Here is a 22,331-nt window from a genome sequence, read left to right as displayed (position 1 = left end):
CCTGCGCGCGGGCCCGACAGCGTAGCGGCAGCCCTCCGCGGAGACCCGTGCCAGAGGTTGGCCTGGCGAGGTCAGTCCGCCAGCCGCTTCTCGAACCAGTGGTCCGCGTACGGGTTGTCGTTGTACGCGGGGATCTCCCGATAGCCGTTGCGCGCGTACAGCGCCCGCGCCTCGACCAGCGTGCGATTGGTATCCAGCCTCACGCACAGGAGCGACAGCGCCCGCGCGTGGCCCTCCAGCGCATCGAGCAGGCGCTGCGCGACGCCCAGGCCGCGCGCCTCGGAGGCGACCCACATGCGCTTGATCTCGCCCGTCCCCTCACCCAGCACCTTCAGCCCGCCGCAGCCGATCGCCGTGCCGTCCAGCCAGGCGAGCAGGAACACCCCTTGCGGCGGCACGAGCTCATGCGGGTTCGCCGACACGCTGCGCGCCGCATCGAAGCCCGTCTCGAAGCGGGCATCGAGTTCGTCGAGGTACGCCCCGATGCACGCCTGCGCCTCCGCTCCGGCGGGGTCGGCCATGCGGATCTCCACCGCCGAAGCCCGCAACAGCGCCTCCACCTCGTCCATCGCCGCGAGCATCCGCGTGCGCTGGCGCTCGGACAAGGGCGCGAGCAGCGCATCGGCGAGCGCCTTCGAATCGCGATCCAGGGCATCCACTTCGCGCCGGCCTTTCGCCGTCAGCAGGACGCGGCGGGCACGCGCGTCGGCGGATGAGGTCTGCACGCGGACCAGACCCTGCGCTTCCAGCGCGCGCAGCAGCCGGCTCGCATAGCCCGAATCCAGCGCCAAGCGCACGCGCAGGTCGCGCACATCCGCGCCCTCGTGGCCCACCTCGAACAGCAGGCGCGACTCGGCCAGCGGGCGTCCGTGTCCGAGGTAATCCTCGTTGAGGACGCCGATTCGGCGAGTGACGGTCCGGTTGAAGCGACGCAGGCGCTGGGTATCGTCCATTATCTGACTTTAGTCAGACGATTGGGCGAGGTCAATCAGGACCCAGTCGATCAGCCCGCTTCAAGACCCAAGGCGTCGCGCTCGTCCGCGCTGAGCGGATACGCGGTGCGCAGCGGCTGTCCGGCCGGCGTAAAGAACAAACTGGGCGTCTGCTGGCGGAGCTTGGCCCCCAGGATGCCCGCGGCGATCCGCGCCCCGCCCAGCACGAAGGCAAGCGGCGTGCGCCGCACCTCGCCGATGGCCGATCCGGTGTTGAGCACCACGCGCCCGGCTGGCCCGAATGCAGCGTCTACGGCTGCCGGCGGCGTCAGACAGGCCGTGACCACGCCGACGTAGGCCACGCGGCCGTCATGCGGCGTGTTGCCCAGCGGCGTGCGACAGCACGCGGCGTACCAGCGGTACAGGCCGCCCTTGCGCAGGCACAGGCCGGCAATGTGTTCTTCGCCCGCGGTGAACCGCACGGCGAGCGGATTCATCGCCACGATGTCGGTACCGCCGTGCGCGTCGAGCAGGCCGGGCTGGCCCAGGTGGCGCGCATAGGCCTGGCAGTCCCTGCAGTAGCACGTCGCGCGCACGTAGGCGCGGTCGGTGGCGACGATTCCTTCGACCTGCCCGCATCGGCAGCGCAATGCCAGCGTCATCGGTGCACCTCGCGTGAATCCTGACGATGCAGGAATACCGCAGCGTTTATGAGTGCGACGTCAATCCAGCGCGTGGTGCCTGACTGGCACGCAACCGGGCGGTCAGGCAGCGTCCGCGACCCGCGCGGACGCCATCGCCGCAGTCGCGTGCGGGGCCGCCACGGCCAAAGCGCGGCCCAAGCCGCTCATGCGCGCGGTGTCATCGATCGCCTGATCGTCCAGGCCGTCCAACAGGCGCTCGGACAGCCCCCACTCGCGGGCGACGGCGCGACCCAGGCGCGGCGCGGCTTCCTGCAGGAGCCGCGCGGCGATGCCGGCGTCCGGTACCCCTCCCTGTTGCACGCACGCATCGCGCAGTGCCTGCGCTACCAGGATGGCGCCGAGTCCGTGCAGCAGCGCGAGCATCTGCGCGGCGAAGGGGTCTTCGCGCTCCACCGTCTTGGCGAACTGCGCCGCCGCCAGGGCCGTACGCTGGGTATGGTCCCAGATCAGATCGGGCAAGGCGCCGAGCGCGCCGCCATCCATGCGCATGACCGGTTGCATCACCGCCATCGCGACCAGTTGGCGCAGACCCTCCGTGCCGACCAGGGCGACGGCGCGGTCGAGGTTCTCCACCGGCGCCGGCTGGGTGCGGTAGAGCGCGCTGTTCGCGAGCCGCAGCAGATGGGCCGCCAGGGCCGGATCGCGCGCGATCACGCCGGCGATCTCGCGACCGGAGGCATCGTCGTCGTTGAGCGCACTGAGCAGTTGCGGCAGCAACTGCGGGCGGCGCGGCAGCCGCTGTGGCGCATCGGCGAAGCGGGCGAGCGCCTCCTCGGCCGCCCATCCCAGCGGTGCGCTGTCCTCCGGCGACAGCGGCGCCGGCTGGCCGTCATACGCCAGCTCCAGTAGCCCGGTCGCCCAATCGCGACCGACGGCGGCAGGGACGTTGCCTGTCGCGGGAACGGACAGCGGGATCGCGGAAGCCACGCGCGGCGCGATGGGCTGCGTGCGACCCCGTTGCCACCACGATGTCAGTGCCCCCAGCAGTGCCACGCGCGCCCCCGACGCCACCCGTCGACACGGTAGCGGCAGGCGCCGGCAGAACTTGAGGGTGGGCTACTCCGCCGAATAGATCGTCGCCTGGCGCACGACGAGCTTCCATTCGCCGCTCTCATCCGACCAGATTTCAGTGGTCCGCCGCTTGACCTGCTTGCCGGCGAACCGGGCCTTGCCGACGGGCGTCAGGTGCTCTTCTCCCATCAACACCACATCGTGGGGCCCGCGCGTGGCCGCGTACTCGATCACCCGCTCCAGCGTGGTGTAGTCGATCAGACCGCGGGCCAGGTTCGCCACGGCGTCCGGCTTGCGCGCGATGCGGTTGAACGGATTGTTGACCACGGCGTCGTCGGCGAACGCGTCGGCGAACCCTTTCGCATCGTGCGAGAGGATCGCCTTGTCCAACCGCATCGCGGCCTCGATGGCCGCGGCGATGCGGGGTTGCTTCGCCGCCTCCTGCACCTGCGGCGTGGCGGCTTTCCAGCCAGCCAGGGCGGGAGCGGCCACCACTGGCAGGCTCAACAGGGCGGACAGAAAGATGCTGCGTGCGCGCATGGGGCGGACCCTCGTCGTCGGCTAAGCCCGACCCTTCACCCAACGCCGTGCCCGCAGCGCACAGGCCATCAGCGCAACTGGCTGTCCTTGCTGCCCCGGCGGTTGTAGAGGCCGGTCGCCTGTTCATCGTGGTCGGCGGCTTCCTGGCAGGCGACGCAGAGGCGCACTCCGGGTACCGCCTTCTGCCGCGCGAGCGGGATCGGCTTGCCGCACTCCTCGCAGTGGCTGAGGCTCGGTCCCGTCGGCAATGCATGCCTCGCCCGCTCGATGCCATCCTTCACGGTCGCATCGATCTGGTCCTGTACCGCGCCATCGCCCGCCCATCCGGTCGCCATGACGTTCTCCTGCCGTGGGGTCTTGCCGCCAGCTTACGCCTCGCGGCGCAACGTGCCTTCACCTACCCATACAGGGCCACGACACTGCCATCAGGCATGCGCCAGCGCGTAGTCGATCGCGGCGACCACCGCCGCGACCTGCGCGTCGTTGCACTGGATCGGCGTGGCCTTCGGGCTGTCCGGATAGACCTCGGTGATGGTGGTGTAGCGCGCATCGGTGATGCCGGTGCACAGGCCCAACGACTTCACCGGGTACTCGATAATGCCTTCGGCCACCACCGGCGAGCCGATGATCTCGCCCTGCGCGTCGGCGGGGGCGATGTGGGTGACGCGTGCGACGGCGGCGATGACCGCCTGCTGGAAAGCGGGCTGACGGTTTTCGCTGTCGTCCACCAGATAGAACCCGTCCGGAATCTCGCCCGGCTCGAACGGCTTGCCGTCGCGCGCCGCCAACGCGGGCCTGAATTCGGTCTCGTCGCTGTCGGTGGTCTCGTGCAGGTCGATATGCATCCGCACGCGGCCCTTCACCGGTGCGACCAGCGCCATCAGCGCGGCGGACTCCTGCGCGGGGCTGTCCGCACGGAACGAGCGGTTCGGGTCCAGCGCATCCGCGTTCCAGCGGTGGATGCGTTCGTAGCCCCAGGGGCTCACGCAGGGCACCACCAGCAGGTTGGCGCGGCCGGTGTAGTCGGCCGCGCGCTGTTCGAGGAACTGCAGCGCACCGTGCACGCCGCTGGTCTCGTAGCCATGCACGCCGCCGGTGACGAGCATCAGCGGCAGGGCGTCGTCCCAGCCACGGTTGCGCACCGCGTACAGCGGATAGGTTTCGCCCGGGCCATAGTCGAGCGTGCCATAGGCCTCCACGTCGAAGCGTTCGCGCAGCCGGTCGATGGACGCCACTACGTCGTCCGCGTAGCGCCGCCGCACGCGCTGCTGCGCGCGCCAGGCCGCTTTCTCGGCCGGCCCCCAGGGCTGGCCCGGCGTACCGATCATGGGAGAGGTCGCGATTTGCATGCGTCGTTCACGTACAGGCGGCAGGAAGTGCGGCACTTTAGCATCGTGCCGGCAGGCGACCCCCGCCGCGGCCGGCGTGTTCCACCGGTTGCGTTCTCTTCGCGACGCACCCGCAATGCCGAGGCCACCCGCGCGTGATGAAGCCGCCTGTCCACTATGTGACGACCGACGACGGGATTCGCCTGGCCTGGGCCGAGATGGGCCGTGGCCTGCCGCTGGTGAAGGCGGCCACCTGGCTCACGCACCTGCAGTACGACCTCGAAAGTCCGGTGTGGTCGCACTGGGCGCGCTTCTTCGGCGAGCACTTCCGCTACATCCGCCATGACGAACGCGGCTGCGGGATGTCCGACTGGAACGCCGGCGCGTTAGATGCCACCCATTGGGTGGACGACCTGGAACGGGTGGTGGACGCCGCCGGGATCGATCGTCCGTTCGCCCTGCTCGGCATCAGCCAGGGCGCAGCCACCGCGATCCGGTACGCCGTGCGGCACCCGCAACGCGTCTCGCACCTGATCCTCTACGGCGGTTATGCGATGGGCGGCAACCGCAGCGAGAACCCGGAGCGCCGCAGCCTGTTCAACGCGGTCATGGACGTGATCGGCCATGGCTGGGGGAACGACAACCCGGCGTTCCGCCAGTTGTTCACCTCCCGCTTCGTGCCGCAGGGCAGCCGTGCCCAGCTGGACTGGTTCAACGAACTGTGCCGGCGCACGACCTCGCCGGAGAACGCGCGCGCCCTGCTGGCCGCGCGCGGCGATATCGACGTGCGCGAGGTGCTGCCCCAGGTGCGCGTACCGACCCTGGTGCTGCACAGCGCCGAGGACCAGATCGCACCGCTGGCCCAGGGCAAGCGGCTGGCGAGCGCGATCCCGGGCGCCACGTTCGTCCAGCTGGACTCGTGCAACCACGTGCTGCTGGAGCATGAACCGGCCTGGCAGCAGTTCCAGCAGGCGGTGCTGGCGTTCACCGGCCAATACGTCGCCGATCCGCCTGGTGAGGGCGATGTCGCCGCCTCGCTGACCGCACGCGAGCGTGCCGCCCTGTCGCTGCTGTGCGAAGGCCGCAGCAACGCGCAGATCGGCTGGCAGCTGGGTATCGCCGAAAAGACCGTGCGCAACCACATTTCCCACCTGTACCGGAAGCTGGGCGTGCGCAGCCGTGCCGAAGCCATCGTGAAGACCTACGGGCATCGGCCCGGCGCCGCGGACTAGAACCGGGACATTTGTCCCGCATCGGCTCGGGCGACGCCACCGACCCGGGACAAGGTTCCCATGGTGACGCCCGCGGCCGCTGCCCAAACTGCGCGCACTGTCTTCCCCCGGAGATCCCGATGTCCCGCCTGCTTGCCCTGCTGTATGGCACCGCGTGTTACGTGGTGTTCCTCGCCACCTTCCTGTACGCCGTCGCCTTCGTCACCGGCGCGGGCGTGCCCAAGCACATCGACAACGGCGCCGCGACGCCGACCCTCCTCGCGCTCGCCATCGACCTGGCGTTGATGACGCTCTTCGCCTTGCAGCACAGCGTGATGGCGCGCCCGGCCTTCAAACGCTGGTGGACCCGCTTCGTGTCCGTGCCCATCGAGCGCAGCACCTACGTACTGGCCTCTAGCCTCGCCCTGGCCCTGCTGTTCTGGCAGTGGCGCCCGTTGCCGTCGATCGTGTGGGAGGTCGACGGCGGGCCCGCGCAGGGTGTCGTGTACGCGATTTCCGCGCTGGGCTGGTTGCTGGTGCTCGCCAGCACCTTCCTGATCAGCCATTTCGAACTGTTCGGCCTGCGCCAGGTCTGGGACCTTGCCCGCAAGCGCGCGCCCGCACCGGAGACACCCTTCGTCGTGCGCGCGCTCTATCGCATCGTGCGCCACCCGCTGATGCTCGGCTTCCTGATCGCCTTCTGGGCCGCCCCGACGATGACCGCCGGCCACCTGCTGTTCGCGGCGGTGACCACCGCCTACATCATCGTGGCCGTGAAGTGCTTCGAAGAGCGCGACCTGATCGCCCAGCACGGCGAGGCCTACCGCCGCTACCAGCGCGAGGTGCCGATGCTGCTGCCGGGACGGGTGCGGCCTTCCCGTTACGAGAATCCCGCCGAGCGTTCGCCGGGTCTCGCGCGTGGCCGTCCTGCGCGCTGAACATCGCGAAACCGGAAGGACCGCCCGGTAGCGGGTTGCCAAGCTCAGATCAGGCCTCAGACTAGGGGCTGCACCGTTCGAGCGTCTCCCGCATGCCCCACTACACCGGCCCCCTCCTCACCCGCGATATCGCGAAAGCGCTGCACACGGCGCGCGATCGTAGGGACGGCACGTGGACAGGGTCGCTGGACCTCGGGCGCACGCAGGCGGAGATCGAACTGGGCATCGAGTCCTGGCGCTGGCGCGACGTCGCCTATCCGTATCCGGACGGTCTGAAGGACCGCACGCTGTACTACTGGGATGGCGAGGACTTCGCGCCGATCTCGCGCTATGCCGGCTCGCTGATCAAGCTCGTGCCTACCGAGTGGGGCGTGCCCACGTTCGAGATCGACGGCATCAAGATGCTGCCGACCTCGAAGGCGTCGCCACTGGACGATGCGCAGCGCAAGGTTGCCCTGGTCGAACCGCGCGGCAAGGCCGTGCTGGACACCTGCGGCGGGCTGGGCTATTTCGCCGCCTGCTGTCTGGCCGCCGGCGCCGCGCGCATCCAATCGTTCGAAAAGAACGAAGACGTGCTGTGGCTGCGCACGCTCAACCCGTGGTCGCCCGATCCTGACGCGCCGGAGCATGGTGGCCGCCTTGGGCTGGTCCATGCGGACATCTCACAGGCCATTGCGCAGGTGGCCGATGCCTCGTCCGATGCGGTTCTGCACGACCCGCCACGCTTCGGCATCGCGGGCGAGCTCTACGCGCAGGTGTTTTACGACCAACTGGCGCGGGTACTGCGCCGCGGCGGCAAGCTGTTCCATTACACCGGCACGCCGAACAAGCTCACCAGCGGGCGCGACGTGCCCGGCGAAGTCGTCAAGCGCCTGGAAAAGGCCGGCTTCAAGGCGCAGCGGGCGCTGGACGGCGTGGTCGCCCAGCGCCGTTGAGCGGCGCGGCCCAATGCGCGGCCTGCATCACGCTTGCGCGATGGTGCGTTGCAGCTTTCCCCTTTGGCCAATGCCCCCGCGGCAGGGCCTGTGGCCCACTGCCGGCACTTCACACCGGAGGTGCCGTCGATGTCGATCGCTGCGCTGCTGTGTCGTTCCCTCCCGCGCGCCCGTTTCCGCCGCGCGGGCTTGGTGCTCTCCTCGCTGTTCCTGATGCTGACCAGCGGCCACGCGCTGGCGCTGACCGAAGTCACCGGCTTCGGCAGCAATCCTGGCAACCTGCGCATGCACAAATACGTTCCCACCGGCCTGCCGGCGGATGCGCCCCTGGTCGTGGCCTTGCATGGCTGCGCGCAGTCGGCGTCCAACTACGATGCCGAGACGGGCTGGGAGCTGCTGGCCAACCGCTTCAGCTTCGCCCTGCTGCTGCCCGAGCAACAGACCGGCAACAACAGCAGCCGTTGCTTCAACTGGTTCGAGACCGCCGACACCACGCGTGGCCAGGGCGAACCGCTGTCGATCAAGCAGATGGTTGATCGCATGATCGTCGACCATGCGATCAATCCCGCCCGCGTCTACGTCACCGGTCTGTCTGCGGGCGGCGCAATGACCTCGGTGATGCTGGCCACCTACCCCGACGTCTTCGCGGGCGGCGCCATCGTGGCGGGCCTGCCCTACCGCTGCGCGACCACCCAGACCGCGGCCTTCAGCTGCATGAATCCCGGCAGCGACCTCACGCCCGCGCAATGGGGCGCGAAGGTGCGCGCGGCCAGCAGCTGGACCGGGCCCTGGCCCCTCGTGTCGATCTGGCATGGCGATGCCGACTACACCGTGCGCCCGGCCAACCTCACCGAGAGCCTGGACCAGTGGGCCGACGTGCACGGCATCGATACCGTGGCCGACGCCACCGACACGGTCAGCGGCTATCCGCACAAGGTCTACAAGGACGCGGCCGGCAACGCCAAGGTGGAAACCTATGTCATCACCGGCATGGGCCACGGTACGCCGGTGGATCCGGGTACCGGTGAAACGCAGTGCGGCACCGCGGGCGCTTACATCCTCGATGTGAACATCTGCTCCAGCTACCACATCGCCCGCTTCTTCGGCCTGGACAACCTCGACGGTGTGCCGCCGACTGTCGCCCTGACCTCGCCCGCCAACGGCGCCACCGTCAGCGGCACGGTGACGCTGTCGGCCGCGGCCAGCGACGATATCGGCGTGGCGCGCGTGGACTTCCTGCTGGACGGTGCCCTGCTCGGCAGCGACGCCAGCGCGCCCTACAGCCTGGCCTGGAACAGCAGCGGCACCAGCAACGGCGCACACGTCTTGCAGGCGCGCGCGCTCGACCTTGCCGGCAATACCGGCACGTCCGCCGCGGTGAACGTCACCGTCAGCGGCGGCGGCAGTGGCGGCTCGCCGGTCACGGTCGTGTTCAACAACGAAGACGCCAACGACGGCTACGTGAAGGCCAGCGCCACCGGCGGCAGTCCCGCGGTGGGCACGCTGGAGGCCTACTACGGCCTGGCGATCGGGCGCGGCACCGATGGCAACCACAATCGCGCGGTACTGTCCTTCGATACGTCGTCGCTGCCGGACAACGCGTTGGTCACCTCGGCCACGCTGACGGTAGCGTATCGCAGCGCGAGTGGCGATCCGTGGAGCAATCCTGCTGGCAACACCCTGGTCGTCGACGTCCGCAGTGGCTGCCTCGGCGCATGCACCATCGAAGCGGCGGACTGGGCCGCTGCCACGACCACCACTGGCAGCGCGCAGGTGCCGGCCTTCAGCGGCGGCAACCAGACCAGCACCGTGTTCGACACCGCCGGGCGCGCGGCAATCAACCGCACCGGGCGCACGCAACTGAAGTTGCGCTTCGCCGCCAACCCCACGGCGACCCACTATCTGTGGATCGACCGCGGCGCGACCGCCAAGCTCTCGGTCACCTACACGCTGCCGTGACCCGTGCGACCTGCCGCCGCGTCATGGCGGCGGCAGGATCTTCCAGAACATGCCGGCCCCCAGCTTCACCGACTGCAGCGGCTTGCGCTGCGCGGCGGGCTGGTTGGCGCGGAACATCTCGCGGATGTCGCCCATCACCTTGTCCGACTCCATGAAGTAGGAGTGCGCCAGCACGCTCTGGTCCACGCCGGACACGTCGATGGTGTCCACGCCGGAGACCAGCACCACGCCTTCGCTGGTGTCGCCGGCGCGCGGTCCACGATTGACCTGCTTGGAGGCTTTCAGCGCGAGGTCCTCCGACGAGGCGTACAGGGTGACGCGCCCGCTGGCCTGTTTCAGGACGGGCGCCAGGTCGTTGCGGAACACCTTCGCATCGATGTCGGGCGCCGCCAGGATGATGCCGCGGAAGCGACCACGCAGGTCGGGGCGCTTCGTCACCAGGTTGCGGATCGCCTGGGTCAGCCCGCGCGTCCCCATGCTGTGGCCGATGATGTAGAGATTCTGCGCGCCGGAGCGGTCGGCCATGTCGGCCAGGAAGCTTTCGATCATCGGCACCGAGCGCGCGATGGTCTGCTCGTCGGTGAAATAGCCGGCCAGCGCCGCCTGCGAAGGCCAGCTGTAGAACACCGGTGCGCCGTCGAAGCGCAGGTCGTACGCGAGCTGGGCGGTACGCCGGGCCGCATCTCGGAAACTGACGTTGTACCCGTGCACGAAAACGAAGGCATTGCGGCCGCGCGAGGCGCCCACGCGGTCGTACAGGCGCGCGAAGAACGGTGATTTATCCAGCCGCGCGACATCTTGCAGGATGACGTGCTGCTTGGGGTCTTCCTTGAACTCCAGCAGGTACCAGCGCGGGGATTCCAGTTCGCCGGCGACGTGGACCTTCGGGATGCTGATGCGCGCCGTGCCGTAGGTCAGCTGTCGGGCCGACGTGGCGGTGAAGCGGTCGCCGGGCGGTAGCGAAGCGAACGCAGCCACGGGCGTGCGATTGGTTGCATAGAACACGTCGACGTTGACGAAATCGGCTTTCGGCGGCGGGACATCACGCGGCGGTGGCGGAGGCGGTGGCGGCGGAGGCGGTGGCGGCACCGACGTCTGCTCCGGCGGCGGCGGCGGCGGCTCGTGGATGACGCGTTTCGAACAGCCGGCCAGCACCAGGGCCACCAGCACCAGGCAGAGGATCCGCCGCATTATTCACCCCGTGGAAGTACGTCCTGGCCCCCTCGTCCCCGGGAAGCCGACGCTCGGATGGTATAGCAATGACCGGCCCTGGCGTGCCCGCATTCGCCAGCCACAGCGCATGCGGGCTATCGTGTGCAGGTACGGACCGCCCGCCGGCGGCCCCTTGATCTCAGGATGCCGCTGCCATGCCGACCCCCAACTACTCGTTCGAGAAACGCCAGCGCGAGCTGGCCAAAAAGAAGAAAAAAGAAGAGAAGGACGCCAAGAAGCGGGCCGAGCGCGATGCCGCCCAGGCCGATACCGCGCCCGAGGACGCACCGGCCGACGCCGCGGAATGAATGAGGATGCGACCCCGGCCCCGCAGGTCTGGGTAGACGCCGACGCCTGCCCGGGTCCGGTGAAGGAGATCCTGTTCCGCGCCGCTGAACGTGCACAGGTGCAGGTCACCCTCGTTGCCAATCAGTGGTTACGCACCCCGCCCTCGCGCTTCATCCGCGCGTTGCAGGTACAGGGGGGCTACGACGTGGCCGACGATGCGATCGTCGAGCGCGCGAAGGCCGGCGATCTGGTGGTGACCCAGGACATCCCGCTGGCGGCGCGCGTGCTGGCCAACGGCGCCCAGGCGATCAATCCGCGCGGCGATCGCTTCACGCCCGACAACATCGCCGAACGCCTGTCGATGCGGAACTTCATGGACGAGCTGCGCGGCGCCGGCGTGCAGACCGGCGGCCCGGCCGCCTTCAATGCCCGCGACCGTCAGGCCTTCGCCAACCAGCTCGACCGCTGGCTGGCCACGCGACGCTGAGACGATGTCAGACCTTGAGTTCCGCCCCATCTTCCACTTGCTGCTGCATGTCATCGTGCCGCTGGTGGTAGCCCGCATGTTCTGGCCACAGCCGTGGAAACGCGCAGCGCTGTGGATGCTGGCTGCGTGGGTGATCGACCTGGACCACCTGCTGGCCGACCCGATCTACGCACCCGGCCGCTGCAGCATCGGCTTCCATCCCCTGCACACCTGGCCGGCCATCGCCGTCTATGCGGGCCTGACTGTGCCGAAGAAGACCAGGTGGTTCGGCATCGGCCTGCTGATCCACGTGGCGTTGGATGGCATCGACTGCCTGATGATGTAACCCGGCGTCGGCGCGCCTACATCTTCTCGCCCGGCAAGCGGCTCGCCTGTGCGATCCAGTCAGCCAGTTGTGCGTCGTCGACGTTGCCTTCTTCGCGCAGGTGTACGTAGCGCACGCCGGCCACCTTGGACGCTTCGGGCGGTACCGGGTGCAGCGACTGGCCGCGGAAGAAGGTCACCTTCAGGTAGCGCTCGAAGCAGTGGAACGAGAGGAACCAGCCTTCGGCATCCGGTGCGCCATAGAAGGGCGAGTTCCACTTCACCGCCTTGCGAGCGCCAGGCACGGTCTTGCCGACCAGCGCATCAAGGTGCTTGGCGACCGCCTGCTTCCACCCGGGCACGGCGGCAAGGTAGGCGCGCACCGGCGCATCGCCCTCGCCTTTCGGGATCTGCGGATTGCCGCCGGACAGCAGGCGCGGCGTCGCCCCTTTCTTCGCAGAGGCCTTCTTCGCGGCGACCTTCCGCGCGGCCATCTCAGGCCTTAGCCTTCTTCGCCGCGTTGAACTTCACTGCACGCAGGAACAGCGCCTTGAAGGCCGCGCCGTCCAGCACATCGCGCTCGCGCAGGTCGATCGCCCGGCGCGTGCCGCCGTCCAGGCTGGCGTTGAACAGCTCATCGGGGTCCTCGATCTCAGCGCCATGGGCGAAGGTCAGCTTCACGTAGGCCTTGTAGACCTCGCCCGTGCAGACCAGGCCGTCGTGCGACCACGTCGGCACGCCATGCGGATTGGTCGGCTTGACCCACTTCACGTCCTCTACCACCGCCGGATCGGCCTGGTGGATCAGCGCCCGCACGCGCGACAGCACGTCCCCGCGCCAGTCGCGCAATTCATCGATGCGCGCGTCGATGCGCCGCGATGCGTCGCCGGTGTCCTTCGGGGTCGGGCTCATGCGGTGCTCCTTGCGGGTGATGGCGGCCGGGCGGCCACGGTAGCAGGTTGAGGATCGAATGCCGTGCGTTCACGGCGTGCGAAATCCTGCGCTTACGACTGGAACACCGGCTCCAGCATCCGGAACGTCCCGGCATCCGCATCCATCTCCACTTTGCCGCCCACCGGCACGATGAACTGCTGGCGGATGTGGCCGATCATCGCGCCGCGGTAAGCCGGTACCTTCAGCGGCTTGAAGTAGTCGTCGAAGATCTGCGGCAGGGTCAGCGAGCCGTAGCCGTTGCCCGGGTCGCAGTCGGTGCACTCGCCGAAGATCACGCCCGCTACCTGGTCCAGCGCGCCCATCAAGCGCAGCGTGCTGAGCATGCGGTCGATGCGGTACGGCGCTTCCGACACGTCTTCGAGGAACAGGATCTTGCCGCGGAAATCCGGCAGGTACGGCGAGCCGGCCAGCGCCACCAGCACGGAAAGGTTGCCGCCCACCAGTTCGCCCTGCGCCTTGCCACCGGTAATGGTGACCGTGCGGTTGCGTCGCTGGACCAGTTCGTCGCCCTTGTCGGCGCTGTTGCGGTAGTCCATCTGCTCGCGCTGGAAGAACACCCGGCGGAACTGGTCGGCGTTGAAGGCGTTCCAGCTGCCGGAGCCGATGGGCCCATGGAAACTCACCAGCGCGGCCTGCGATAGCAGCGCGTTGTGCAGCGCAGTGATGTCCGAATAGCCGAGCAGGATCTTCGGGTTGCGGCGGATCGTCGCGTAATCCAGCAGTGGCAGCACGCGCGCGGCACCGGAACCGCCACGTGCGCAGATGATCGCCTTGACCTCGCGGTCGGCGAACATCGCGTTGAGGTCGCCGGCGCGTTCGGCGTCCGTGCCGGCCAGGTGGCCGCGACGCGCGCCGAGGTGCGGGCCTACCTTCACCTTCAGGCCCAAGGCTTCCATCGCTTCCTGCGCCAGTTGCAGGTCCAGCGGTTCGTCGGTGGCGGCCGAGGGGCTGACCAGGCCGACGGTGTCGCCGGGATTCAGCGCCGGCGGCAGCAGGCGCTTGCGCGGTGCGGCGGCGAACGCGTGCGCGTTGCCCGCCAGCGGCAGCATCAGGGCCGAAGCTGCCAATGCCGCCGTTCCGAGGAAATTCCGCCTGCTGTGCATGTCACCGCCTGTCGAGGGAAGTCGGGCCCAGCTTAACAAGCCCGGCGCATCGGCCTGAACGACGGACGTCACTGGTTGTCGATTCCCGCCGCGCCCGCTCGTCGCAGGGCAAAGGCGGACATTCCGGTCCGCGAGGACACACCGACATGCGCAAGCTCATCGTGGCCGTCATGGTCAGTCTCGACGGCGTCATCCAGGCCCCCGGCGGGCCCGACGAAGACCGCAGCGGCGGCTTCGCCCACGGTGGCTGGGCCTGGCCCTATGCTAGCGAGGACGAAGCGATGGACGGGCTGTTCGCGCGCCCTTTCGCGCTGGTCCTGGGGCGCCGCACCTACGACATCTTTGCCGGCTACTGGCCGCAGGTGCCCAGCGACGCGCCGCACGGCGGGATCGCCGATGCGTTCAACGCCGCGACCAAGCACGTGGCCACGCATCACCCGGACACGCTGGCGTGGACGCACAGCCATGCACTCGGCGAGGACGTGGTCGGCGCGCTGCGCACGCTCAAGCAGCAGGACGGCCCGGATCTGGTCACCCAGGGCAGCAGCGAATTGCTGCACCAGCTGCTGGCCAGCGATGTGGTCGACGAGTTGCGGCTGCTGGTCTATCCGGTGCTGCTGGGCCGCGGCAAGCGCGTGTTCGACGACACCACGCGGGCCGCCGCGTTCCGGCTGGCGAGCTCTCGCAGCACCACGACCGGCATCGTCATTTCCCGCTACCTGCGCGAAGGCGAGGTGCGCACCGGCTCGTTCGCCGAAGACTGAAACAGCGCGACACCATCGCATTCACCCCGCTTTCCCATCGGGCCGGGATGATCGGCCCTCTCCCCTGCCACGTCCTTTCCTGGAGACCACCATGACCCCGAAGAACACCATCTGCCTCTGGTACAACCACGACGCCGAAGAGGCCGCCAACTTCTACGCGAAGACCTTCCCCGACAGTCAGGTGACCGCCGTGCACCGTGCCCCAGGCGACTATCCGTCCGGCAAGGAGGGCGACGTGCTGACGGTGGAATTCACCGTGTACGGCATTCCGTGCATCGGCCTGAACGGCGGCGATGCGTTCAAGCACAGTGAGGCGTTCTCGTTCCAGATCGCGACCGACGACCAGGAGGAAACCGACCGCCTGTGGAATGCCATCGTCGGCAACGGCGGCCAGGAAAGCGCCTGCGGCTGGTGCAAGGACAAGTGGGGCCTGAACTGGCAGATCACCCCGCGCGTGCTCACTGACGCGTTCACGAGCCCGGATAAAGCCGTGGCCAAGCGTGCGTTCGCCGCGATGATGGAGATGCGCAAGATCGACATCGCCCGGATCGAAGCCGCGATCCGCGGCTGAGGCGCACGACGCTCAGAGCCCGAGGTGGTCGTGCAGGGCGCGGCGCACGCGGTCGGCGTAATCGCTCGATCCATAGGAACCGGCGTCGAACACGCCGCCGGGGCCGGCGAAGGCAGCCAGGCCGGAGAACGTCGGCCGGGGGATGATGACGACCTGCCACGGCGCATCGTCATGGTCGCTGTCCTCGTGGCGGCGCACCTCGACGGCCGCCACGTTCGTCGCGCTCAGGCGGGTGCTCGTCGAGCGGCCCCAGGCACGGCGTTGGACGACGATGGTGTGGGCCGAGTACGTCCAGGTGTCGCCCCAACCGGACAACCCGGCGCGGATGAACTGCACGCCGACGTAGCATGCACCGCCCACGATGACGGCGAAGAACGGCGTGGCGACATTCAGCGGCCACAGGCCGCGACCCAGTTCCCACAGCGTGACGCCGACGGCGAAGGCGCCCGCAAGCACGCAACCCACGCGGATCGGCCATGGGAACTCGCGCCGGACCAGCGGCAGGTCGTCGTCGGGGAGCACGGTGATGTCGTCGGTGGACACGCGCCGATGGTAGCCAGAAAACGCGACCGCGGGATGACGGCCCGCGGCATGACCTCTGCGCCATGAAGCCTGCGTATCGCTCTGTATACTCGGGCCGGCATGGCGGGGCCCTTCCCGCCTCAGAATCACGGAGCGATGTCATGGGTCTTGTACAGGCAGTGGTGGGTGCGGTCGGCGGCGTGCTGGGCGACCAGTGGAAGGACTTCTACACCGTGCCGGCAGGCCTGCCGGCGACGGCCGCGCTGTTTGCCGCGGTCCCGCAGGGCACCAATGCCGGCCGTGGTTCCAACACCCGCGGCTCCTCCAACATCATCACCAACGGCTCGAAGATCATCGTGCCCGAAGGCTACGGCCTGTTGCTGATGCAGGACGGCGCGATCACCGCGTTCGTCGCCGAGCCGGGCGGCTACGAATGGCGCTCGGACGACATCAATTCCAAGTCGATCTTCGCCGGTGACGGCATCGTCTCCACCTTCATCACCCAGAGCTGGGAGCGCTTCAAGTTCGGCGGCCAGCCGGGCTCGCAGCAGGCGGCGTTCTTCGTCTCGCTGAAGGAACTGCCGGAGAACCGCTTCGGTACCCAGTCGGAGATCTACTGGGACGACGGTTTCCTCAACACCCAGGTCGGCGCGATCACGCGCGGCTCGTACACGCTGAAGATCGTCGACCCGATCCTGTTCGTGAAGAACTTCGTGCCGGCCGCCTACCTGCAGCCGGGCAAGGTCTTCGACTTCACCGATCTGGACAACGCCGCCGCCGGCCAGCTGTTCAACGAAGTCGTCGGCTCGCTCGCGCCGGCCTTCAGCCTGTATACGAACGATCCGTCCAAGGGCAACCGCATCACCAAGATCCAGCAGGATTCGCTGGGCTTCGCGCAGAGCCTGTCGGCGGCGGTGGAACAGGGCTACCACTGGAGTTCGGACCGCGGCCTGGCCATCGTCAAGACCGCCATCGTCTCCATCGAATACGACGCCAACACGCGCGAACTGCTGAAGACCGTGCAGCGCGCCGATGCGCTGTCCGGTTCGCGCGGGAATTCCAACCTGCAGGCCAGCGTGGCCCAGGGTATCCAGTCCGCGGGCGAAACCGGCGGGGCTGCCGGCCTGGTCGGCGTGGGCATGGCCTCGGGCATGGTCGGCGGTCTGGGCGCGCTGCAGCAGCCGGCCACCCCCGCCGCACCCGCGGCCGAGGATCCGGTGGCCAAACTGCAGAAGGCAAAGCAGATGCTCGACCTGGGCCTGATCACCCAGGCCGACTACGACGCGCTGAAGGCGAAGGCGCTGGGCTTGTAAGCGGAAGCGCGCATGTCCACCCCGAACCGTCCGGCGCCACCGCCGTTGCCGCCGGTCCCTCCTGCGTTGGGCCCCGGCTCGCCGCAGGAGGTGCCCCCGCTGCCCGGCACCTTCCCGGTCGATCCCGCCACCCTGCCCGACGCCATCCGCGACGAGTTGCAGGCGCCCGACCCGGTCGCCATCGACACCGCCTCGGCCGAACTGCGCGACGGGCAGAACCACTGCCCGAAATGCGGCGCCACCGACATCCGCCACAAGATCGGCAGCGACCTGCTGGTCTGCCTGTACTGCCGTCACGAGTGGGACGGCGCCCGCGTGGAGGAAGCGTTCGGCTTCGGCACCGGCCACGCCGACCTGCGCGGCACCGTCATCGCCTCCGGCGCGCGCAACATCGACGTCGACGCCGCGCTGCTGATGACCTTCAAGTGCACCGGCTGCGGCGCGGAGGTGACCGTCAACACCGAGAACGCGATGACGGCGCGCTGCCACTGGTGCCGCCACGTGTTCGGGGTGAACGAGCAGATCGCCAACGGCGCCGTGCCCGACGCGGTACTGCCCTTCCATATCAGGAAGGACGATGCGGTCGCGCGCATCCGCCAGTTCGTCGACAAACGGCGGATGTTCGCGCTGAAGGAATTCAAGGAACAGTTCACGCCCGAGAACGTCGTCGGCGTCTACCTGCCCTACATGATCGTGGACGGCAACGCGAGCGCCGAGGTGTCGGGCAAGGGCGAGATCCTTATCCGCCGCTACACCCGCGGCACCGAGAAGAACAAGAAGACCTACTACGACGCCGACCTTTACCAGGTCGAGCGCCAGGTGGACTTCACCGTGGACGACCTGCCGCTGGAGTCCTCGCGCGAGCGCGGCAACCTCAACACCGCCGTCAACACGCAGAACATCATCAACACCATCCTGCCGTTCGACACCAAGAACGCGGTGAAGTGGAACGCCTCCTACCTGTCCGGCTTCACGTCGGAAAAGCGCGACACCGATGTGGAGCAGCTGCGGCCCCGGCTGGAAGACCAGCTGCTGTCCATCGCCCGCGCGCAGATCGAGGATTCGGTGAACCGCTACGACCGCGGCGTGCGCTGGGAACAGGAACGCCTGGACGTGCACGGCACCCGCTGGGTGTCGATGTACCTGCCGGTGTGGCTGTACTCGTACCACCAGCCCGGCAAGAACGGCGGCATGCTGCACTACATCGCCGTCAACGGCCGCACCGGCGAGACGATGGGTAGCGTGCCCGTGCAGCACTGGAAGTTGCTGCTGGCCGCGCTGACGGTAGGTACATTCCTGGAGGGCATCGCCCTCGCGATCATCTGGGCGGGCGCATGAGCGACGACAACGGTCTATGGCTGCTGGCACTGGGTCCCGCGGGCGCCAGCGCGCTGTACTGGGCGCTGTACCGCTACTACCGCAACACCGACAAGTCGCACGCCTTCGAGCGCGAGACCGACGTCGTGGCCCAGCCGGTCACCGGCTCGGACCGCAAGATCGACGAGATCCGCGGCACCCAGCGCAGCGGCATCGACGGCGATAACGTCAGCGCCTACCGCCAGCGCGTGGAGCGCGTGCGCGGCGACAGCGGTTAGCGACCCCGCCTACGACAGCTGGAGCGCGGGGCGCCGCTCGATCTCGGCGATCACGTCCGGCAGCACGGTCGCATCCACGGGCGGGGAGAACCAGTAGCCCTGCGCGGCGAAGCAATGCATCCTGCGCAGCGCCGCGGCGGTACCGGCGTCTTCCACCCCTTCGGCCACCACGTGCATGCCCAGCTTGCGCGCCAGGCGGATCGTCGAGCCGACGATGGCGGCGCTGGCCTCGTGGCGCACCAGCTTGCCGATGAAGCTCTTGTCCAGCTTCAGTTCTTCCACCGGCATGTCCTGCAGGTAGGCCAGCGAACTGTGGCCGGTGCCGTAGTCGTCGATCGACAAGTGAATGCCGCTGGCCGATAGCGCGCGCAGCGTATCCAGACTCCGGCCGGGGTCGGACATCGCCGCAGATTCGGTGATCTCCAGCGCGAGCTGCCGTGGCGCGACCTTCGACTGCGCCAGCTGCATGCCCACGTCGACCGGCAGCGCTGCGTCCAGCAGGCTGCACATCGACAGGTTCACCGCGACCGTCAGCCCCATGCCGCTGCGCTGCCATAGGGCGCACTGCTCCAACGCCATGCGCAGCACATGGCGGGTCAGTTCCGGCATCAACGCGGTGTGCTCGACCAGCGGGATGAACTCGCCCGGCGGCACCAGGCCATTCACCGGATGCTGCCAGCGCAGCAACGCCTCCACGCCGATCACCCGCATGTCGCGCAAGCGGACCTTCGGCTGGTACTGCAACGTCAGCTGTCCTTCGGCCAGCGCATCGCGCAGATCGTTCAGCACCAGCAGCGTGCGCGGATCCTCCCGACGATGGTCGGCGGTGAACCGCACCACCCCGCCCGCCTGCTGCTGCGCCTGCCGCATCGCCAGCGTGGCGTGCTGTACCAGCCCCCACGGATCGCGCCCGTCCTGCGGCCCGACGGCCAGGCCCATACTGGCTGAAACGTTCAACGACGTGCCATCGATCGGGATCGGCGTATCCAGCGCGTCCTGCAGACGCTGCGCCGCGGCCAGCGCCTGCGCCTCCCCATCCACCGCGCGCATCACCACGCAGAACGCATCCCCGCCGAGGTGGGCGATGGCATCGCGCGCCGGCAGTGCCACTCGCCAGCGCACCGCCAGTTCGTGCAGCACCGCATCGCCGACGCGGTGTCCGTACGCTTCGTTCACCGCCCCGAAGCGATCGACGTCGATCACCAGCACACCCACCGGTACGCCACTGTCCAGCGCGGCGGCGATCATCTCCTGCAAACGGCGCCGATTCGGCAAACCGGTCACCGGATCGGTCTCCGCGACCAGCGTCAGCGCATCGCGCTGGCGGTCTTCCCATGCACGCAGGCCCCGCAGGCGCCACCACAGCAGCAGCGCGGCAACCCCGGTCACCAGCACCGCGGCGATCGTCGCGGTAACTGCGTCCGGGCGCGACGGCGCCAGCAGGCTGACCGGCGTGGCCAGCAACGCCAGCGCCACCAGCCAGAGCCGGCCCGCCGTGCCGTGCACGCGCGCGGCGTCGCGGACGGCCAACAGGCGGTGTCGAGAGGGATGCAACGCGGCCGCTCCCCAGCTGACATAGGAGAAGAGCCACATCAGCAACAGCGGCTGCACTGGCGTCTCCACGCCGAAACTCATCGCGTGGTACAGCGCATCGCCCGCCGTCCAGAACACCAGCCCCAGTACCAGCAGCGTGAGCGACGGCGAGCGCGTCTCCGGCGCACTGGCCAGCCAAGCCGCCAACGCCAGCAGCGCGAGGTCGGCCGCCGGATACAGCATGCGGAAACGTTCCGGCGACGGGAACGCCGGCGCCTGGTCCAGCGTGGGCTGGACGAACAACCACCAGCCCACCAAGCCGGCGCACAGCAGGATCACCGCGCCATCCAGCGCGCCCCGCCAGGGAATGGCGCCCGCGTGGCGGTCGCGGATGAAGCCGAGCAGCGCCCACGCGAACACCAGTGTCGCGAGCGTGTAGAACAGATCGGCTGCGGTCAGTCCGGCCGCTGACGTGCCAGCCTCATCGGTAACGGCCTGCACGAACGCACCCGCGACGAACAACGCGTGCGCCAGCGCCAGCGCCCACCACGGCCCCCAGCGCCGTCCATGCACCTCCGCCGCACCGATGACCAGGCCCACCGTGCCGCACCACATCAACAAGCGGCCATACCACGGAAAGCCGAGCAGCCCGACGGCGATCGCGAACACCATGAGCATCCACCACACTTCTCCGAGCGTGGTGGACGCGAGCGGAAGCCACGCACGTCGGCGTGCCTGCAACCAGCGTTCGAGGCTGCGCGGGATCAACACGAACGTGTTCCGTGTGCGCGCATGTGCGTAACGGCCGTCGTTGCGACCGAGTGCTGCGGGGCCATGCCTCAATCCTTGAAACGACCATGTCCGGCGCGGAATCTAGCATGCGATTCCACGCAGACCCGGGGTATTTCAAGTCACGATTGCAGCGGGAAATGTGAGGCGAAATGGAGGCGCGATACGCGCGCTATGCGCACTACGTGCGGCGCACCGTTTACGACAGTTCCAACGCACGTGCCGTCGCGCGATGCGCCGCGCGATACGCCGTCGGCGTGCAGCCCATCGCGGTCTTGAACGCGCGGTTGAACGGGCCCAGCGAAGCGAAGCCGGCGTCGCCGCTGATGTCGAGGATGGTGGCATCGTCACCTGCATCCGCCAGGCGGCTGCAGGCGTAGGCGATGCGATGGCGGTTGAGCATCTGGTTGAAGTTCTTCTCGCCCAACGCCTGGGTGATCAACCGGCTCAGTTTGTGTTCGGCGGTGCCGATGCGATGCGCCAGGTCGATCACCTTCAGCTCCGGCTCGCGATAGACCTGCAGTACCTCCAGCTGATGACGCAATGCGCGCACCAGGCGAATCTCTTCCGCACCCTGCGGACCGGCCGGGATGCGCACGGGCTGTGGCGCTTCGGCCGGCGGCCACGGCACGCGGCGGCGGTGCCACAACGCACCGTGGGTGAACAGGATCATCGCCATCGCGCACAGCGGGATCACCCCGCCGCGCACCTGCGCCAGCCATGGCCAGGGGCTGGCCAGCGCGCCCATCAGCGTGGTGGTCAGCACACAGGCGGCGAACAGCAGCATGAAGGCCGACCGCAATCGGCGTTCGCCCCGCGGCAGCGTGGTCCAGCCCCCGCGCAGCGCTTCCAGGAACGTCAGCACCAGCAAGGTGGAACTGGCCAGCGTCAGCAGGCTGTCCAGCCCGGACGCCCAGGGCGATACCGCCCCGTGCGTACCGAGGGTGGCGCCGCGGTAGGCGGCGATCAGCAGGGCGACGCCGGCCGCGACCAGTACATGCACGCGGCCCACGCCGCCGTCGCCGCGAAACAGCGCCCGCGACACCAGCCAGAAGCCGTTGCACGTGGCGCTGCCGCCGATCGCCACCGCCCAACGCATCCAGGTGGGCGCGCCGTCCATCCACGGCGACATCAACGAAAGCGCCATCGAGCCGCTGACCACGGCGAAGATCACCTCGGCATCGCGCTTGGGCCGCTGCCACAGCAGCATCAGCAGCGACACCACCGCCACCGTGACGGCAACGCCCGTGGTGATGGTCGGCCAGGTCGGCATGGCGGTGTCCTCGTGGGGTCCGCCACAGAGTGCGTCGGCCGGTGTCCGGCGCCAAGCGCCATCGGT

General features: G+C 68.7%; 25 protein-coding genes. 12 read left to right on the top strand and 13 right to left on the bottom strand.

Annotated features, from left to right (window positions below; genetic code table 11):
• Positions 1 to 71: 71 nt before the first annotated feature.
• The 6 genes from AC23D6_RS08510 to AC23D6_RS08485 all read right to left on the bottom strand — a co-directional run bounded on the left by AC23D6_RS08510 (position 72) and on the right by AC23D6_RS08485 (position 4,536).
• Complete coding sequence (locus AC23D6_RS08510; protein WP_487752323.1) at positions 72 to 953, bottom strand: bifunctional helix-turn-helix transcriptional regulator/GNAT family N-acetyltransferase; 882 nt, start codon at positions 951 to 953, stop codon at positions 72 to 74.
• Between the two features lie 50 nt (positions 954 to 1,003).
• Positions 1,004 to 1,594, bottom strand: a complete 591-nt coding sequence (locus AC23D6_RS08505; RefSeq protein ID WP_487752322.1) for a DUF6151 family protein — start codon at positions 1,592 to 1,594, stop codon at positions 1,004 to 1,006.
• A gap of 102 nt (positions 1,595 to 1,696) precedes the next feature.
• Positions 1,697 to 2,629, bottom strand: a complete 933-nt coding sequence (locus AC23D6_RS08500) for an HDOD domain-containing protein (protein WP_487752321.1) — start codon at positions 2,627 to 2,629, stop codon at positions 1,697 to 1,699.
• Positions 2,630 to 2,692: 63 nt separating this feature from the next.
• A complete protein-coding gene (locus tag AC23D6_RS08495; protein WP_487752320.1) occupies positions 2,693 to 3,187 on the bottom strand; it encodes a nuclear transport factor 2 family protein in 495 nt (164 codons plus the stop codon).
• Between the two features lie 68 nt (positions 3,188 to 3,255).
• Entirely contained in the window at positions 3,256 to 3,522 is a 267-nt protein-coding gene (locus tag AC23D6_RS08490; RefSeq protein WP_487752319.1) for a DksA/TraR family C4-type zinc finger protein, read from the bottom strand.
• 90 nt (positions 3,523 to 3,612) lie between these two features.
• Entirely contained in the window at positions 3,613 to 4,536 is a 924-nt protein-coding gene (locus AC23D6_RS08485) for a M14 family metallopeptidase (protein WP_487752318.1), read from the bottom strand.
• 137 nt (positions 4,537 to 4,673) lie between these two features.
• On the opposite strand from AC23D6_RS08485, the gene AC23D6_RS08480 reads away from it, so the two are divergent.
• From AC23D6_RS08480 to AC23D6_RS08465, 4 genes are all read left to right on the top strand, one after another.
• A complete protein-coding gene (locus tag AC23D6_RS08480; protein WP_487752317.1) occupies positions 4,674 to 5,747 on the top strand; it encodes an alpha/beta fold hydrolase in 1,074 nt (357 codons plus the stop codon).
• A gap of 119 nt (positions 5,748 to 5,866) precedes the next feature.
• Positions 5,867 to 6,664, top strand: a complete 798-nt coding sequence (gene mddA, locus AC23D6_RS08475; protein ID WP_487752316.1) for a methanethiol S-methyltransferase — start codon at positions 5,867 to 5,869, stop codon at positions 6,662 to 6,664.
• Positions 6,665 to 6,756: 92 nt separating this feature from the next.
• A complete protein-coding gene (locus AC23D6_RS08470; RefSeq protein ID WP_487752315.1) occupies positions 6,757 to 7,599 on the top strand; it encodes a class I SAM-dependent methyltransferase in 843 nt (280 codons plus the stop codon).
• Positions 7,600 to 7,728: 129 nt separating this feature from the next.
• On the top strand, positions 7,729 to 9,558 hold the full coding sequence (locus AC23D6_RS08465) for an extracellular catalytic domain type 1 short-chain-length polyhydroxyalkanoate depolymerase (protein ID WP_487752314.1): 1,830 nt from the start codon (positions 7,729 to 7,731) through the stop codon (positions 9,556 to 9,558).
• Positions 9,559 to 9,579: 21 nt separating this feature from the next.
• Here AC23D6_RS08465 and AC23D6_RS08460 read toward each other — a convergent pair whose 3' ends face one another.
• Complete coding sequence (locus tag AC23D6_RS08460; protein WP_487752313.1) at positions 9,580 to 10,749, bottom strand: alpha/beta hydrolase; 1,170 nt, start codon at positions 10,747 to 10,749, stop codon at positions 9,580 to 9,582.
• A 176-nt stretch (positions 10,750 to 10,925) separates the two neighbouring features.
• Here AC23D6_RS08460 and AC23D6_RS08455 point away from each other — a divergent pair, with 176 nt between their 5' ends.
• From AC23D6_RS08455 to AC23D6_RS08445, 3 genes are read left to right on the top strand one after another with little or no spacing between them, the layout of a single operon-like run.
• Positions 10,926 to 11,078 (top strand): hypothetical protein, encoded by a 153-nt coding sequence (locus AC23D6_RS08455; protein WP_487752312.1) that lies wholly within the window; start codon positions 10,926 to 10,928, stop codon positions 11,076 to 11,078.
• A complete protein-coding gene (locus tag AC23D6_RS08450; protein ID WP_487752311.1) occupies positions 11,075 to 11,545 on the top strand; it encodes a YaiI/YqxD family protein in 471 nt (156 codons plus the stop codon). Before AC23D6_RS08455 ends, AC23D6_RS08450 begins: the two co-directional genes overlap by 4 nt.
• Before the next feature lie 4 nt (positions 11,546 to 11,549).
• A complete protein-coding gene (locus tag AC23D6_RS08445; RefSeq protein ID WP_487752310.1) occupies positions 11,550 to 11,870 on the top strand; it encodes a DUF6122 family protein in 321 nt (106 codons plus the stop codon).
• Between the two features lie 16 nt (positions 11,871 to 11,886).
• Here the strand turns inward: AC23D6_RS08445 and AC23D6_RS08440 are convergent, their stop codons facing one another.
• The 3 genes from AC23D6_RS08440 to AC23D6_RS08430 all read right to left on the bottom strand — a co-directional run bounded on the left by AC23D6_RS08440 (position 11,887) and on the right by AC23D6_RS08430 (position 13,869).
• Positions 11,887 to 12,342: a DUF1801 domain-containing protein gene (locus tag AC23D6_RS08440; protein ID WP_487752309.1), complete on the bottom strand. Its 456-nt coding sequence runs from the start codon at positions 12,340 to 12,342 to the stop codon at positions 11,887 to 11,889.
• Position 12,343: 1 nt separating this feature from the next.
• Positions 12,344 to 12,760: a DUF1801 domain-containing protein gene (locus AC23D6_RS08435; RefSeq protein ID WP_487752308.1), complete on the bottom strand. Its 417-nt coding sequence runs from the start codon at positions 12,758 to 12,760 to the stop codon at positions 12,344 to 12,346.
• Between the two features lie 92 nt (positions 12,761 to 12,852).
• Positions 12,853 to 13,869 (bottom strand): S66 peptidase family protein, encoded by a 1,017-nt coding sequence (locus tag AC23D6_RS08430; protein ID WP_487752307.1) that lies wholly within the window; start codon positions 13,867 to 13,869, stop codon positions 12,853 to 12,855.
• 182 nt (positions 13,870 to 14,051) lie between these two features.
• Between AC23D6_RS08430 and AC23D6_RS08425 the strand changes: the two genes are divergently transcribed.
• Positions 14,052 to 14,669, top strand: coding sequence for a dihydrofolate reductase family protein (locus AC23D6_RS08425; RefSeq protein WP_487752306.1), 618 nt, complete (start codon positions 14,052 to 14,054; stop codon positions 14,667 to 14,669).
• Between the two features lie 91 nt (positions 14,670 to 14,760).
• Positions 14,761 to 15,240, top strand: a complete 480-nt coding sequence (locus AC23D6_RS08420) for a VOC family protein (RefSeq protein WP_487752305.1) — start codon at positions 14,761 to 14,763, stop codon at positions 15,238 to 15,240.
• Between the two features lie 12 nt (positions 15,241 to 15,252).
• Here AC23D6_RS08420 and AC23D6_RS08415 read toward each other — a convergent pair whose 3' ends face one another.
• Positions 15,253 to 15,783: a hypothetical protein gene (locus AC23D6_RS08415; RefSeq protein WP_487752304.1), complete on the bottom strand. Its 531-nt coding sequence runs from the start codon at positions 15,781 to 15,783 to the stop codon at positions 15,253 to 15,255.
• Positions 15,784 to 15,923: 140 nt separating this feature from the next.
• Here AC23D6_RS08415 and AC23D6_RS08410 point away from each other — a divergent pair, with 140 nt between their 5' ends.
• From AC23D6_RS08410 to AC23D6_RS08400, 3 genes are read left to right on the top strand one after another with little or no spacing between them, the layout of a single operon-like run.
• Positions 15,924 to 17,075 (top strand): SPFH domain-containing protein, encoded by a 1,152-nt coding sequence (locus tag AC23D6_RS08410; RefSeq protein ID WP_487752303.1) that lies wholly within the window; start codon positions 15,924 to 15,926, stop codon positions 17,073 to 17,075.
• Between the two features lie 12 nt (positions 17,076 to 17,087).
• The gene (locus AC23D6_RS08405) at positions 17,088 to 18,413 is read left to right on the top strand and encodes a TFIIB-type zinc ribbon-containing protein (protein ID WP_487752302.1); all 1,326 of its coding nucleotides are present in this window, start codon (positions 17,088 to 17,090) and stop codon (positions 18,411 to 18,413) included.
• Positions 18,410 to 18,670 carry a hypothetical protein gene (locus AC23D6_RS08400; protein WP_487752301.1) on the top strand — a complete coding sequence of 87 codons (261 nt, stop codon included), beginning with the start codon at positions 18,410 to 18,412 and terminating at the stop codon, positions 18,668 to 18,670. Before AC23D6_RS08405 ends, AC23D6_RS08400 begins: the two co-directional genes overlap by 4 nt.
• A gap of 9 nt (positions 18,671 to 18,679) precedes the next feature.
• Here the strand turns inward: AC23D6_RS08400 and AC23D6_RS08395 are convergent, their stop codons facing one another.
• Both AC23D6_RS08395 and AC23D6_RS08390 read right to left on the bottom strand, forming a co-directional pair.
• Positions 18,680 to 20,974: a putative bifunctional diguanylate cyclase/phosphodiesterase gene (locus AC23D6_RS08395; protein WP_487752300.1), complete on the bottom strand. Its 2,295-nt coding sequence runs from the start codon at positions 20,972 to 20,974 to the stop codon at positions 18,680 to 18,682.
• A gap of 217 nt (positions 20,975 to 21,191) precedes the next feature.
• The gene (locus AC23D6_RS08390) at positions 21,192 to 22,265 is read right to left on the bottom strand and encodes a helix-turn-helix domain-containing protein (RefSeq protein WP_487752299.1); all 1,074 of its coding nucleotides are present in this window, start codon (positions 22,263 to 22,265) and stop codon (positions 21,192 to 21,194) included.
• Positions 22,266 to 22,331 lie beyond the last annotated feature (66 nt).

It is taken from the genome of Pseudoxanthomonas sp. G3, from assembly GCF_057654715.1.
The sequence above is the reverse complement of the archived record's forward strand: the minus strand, read 5'-3'. Positions and strand labels throughout refer to the sequence as shown.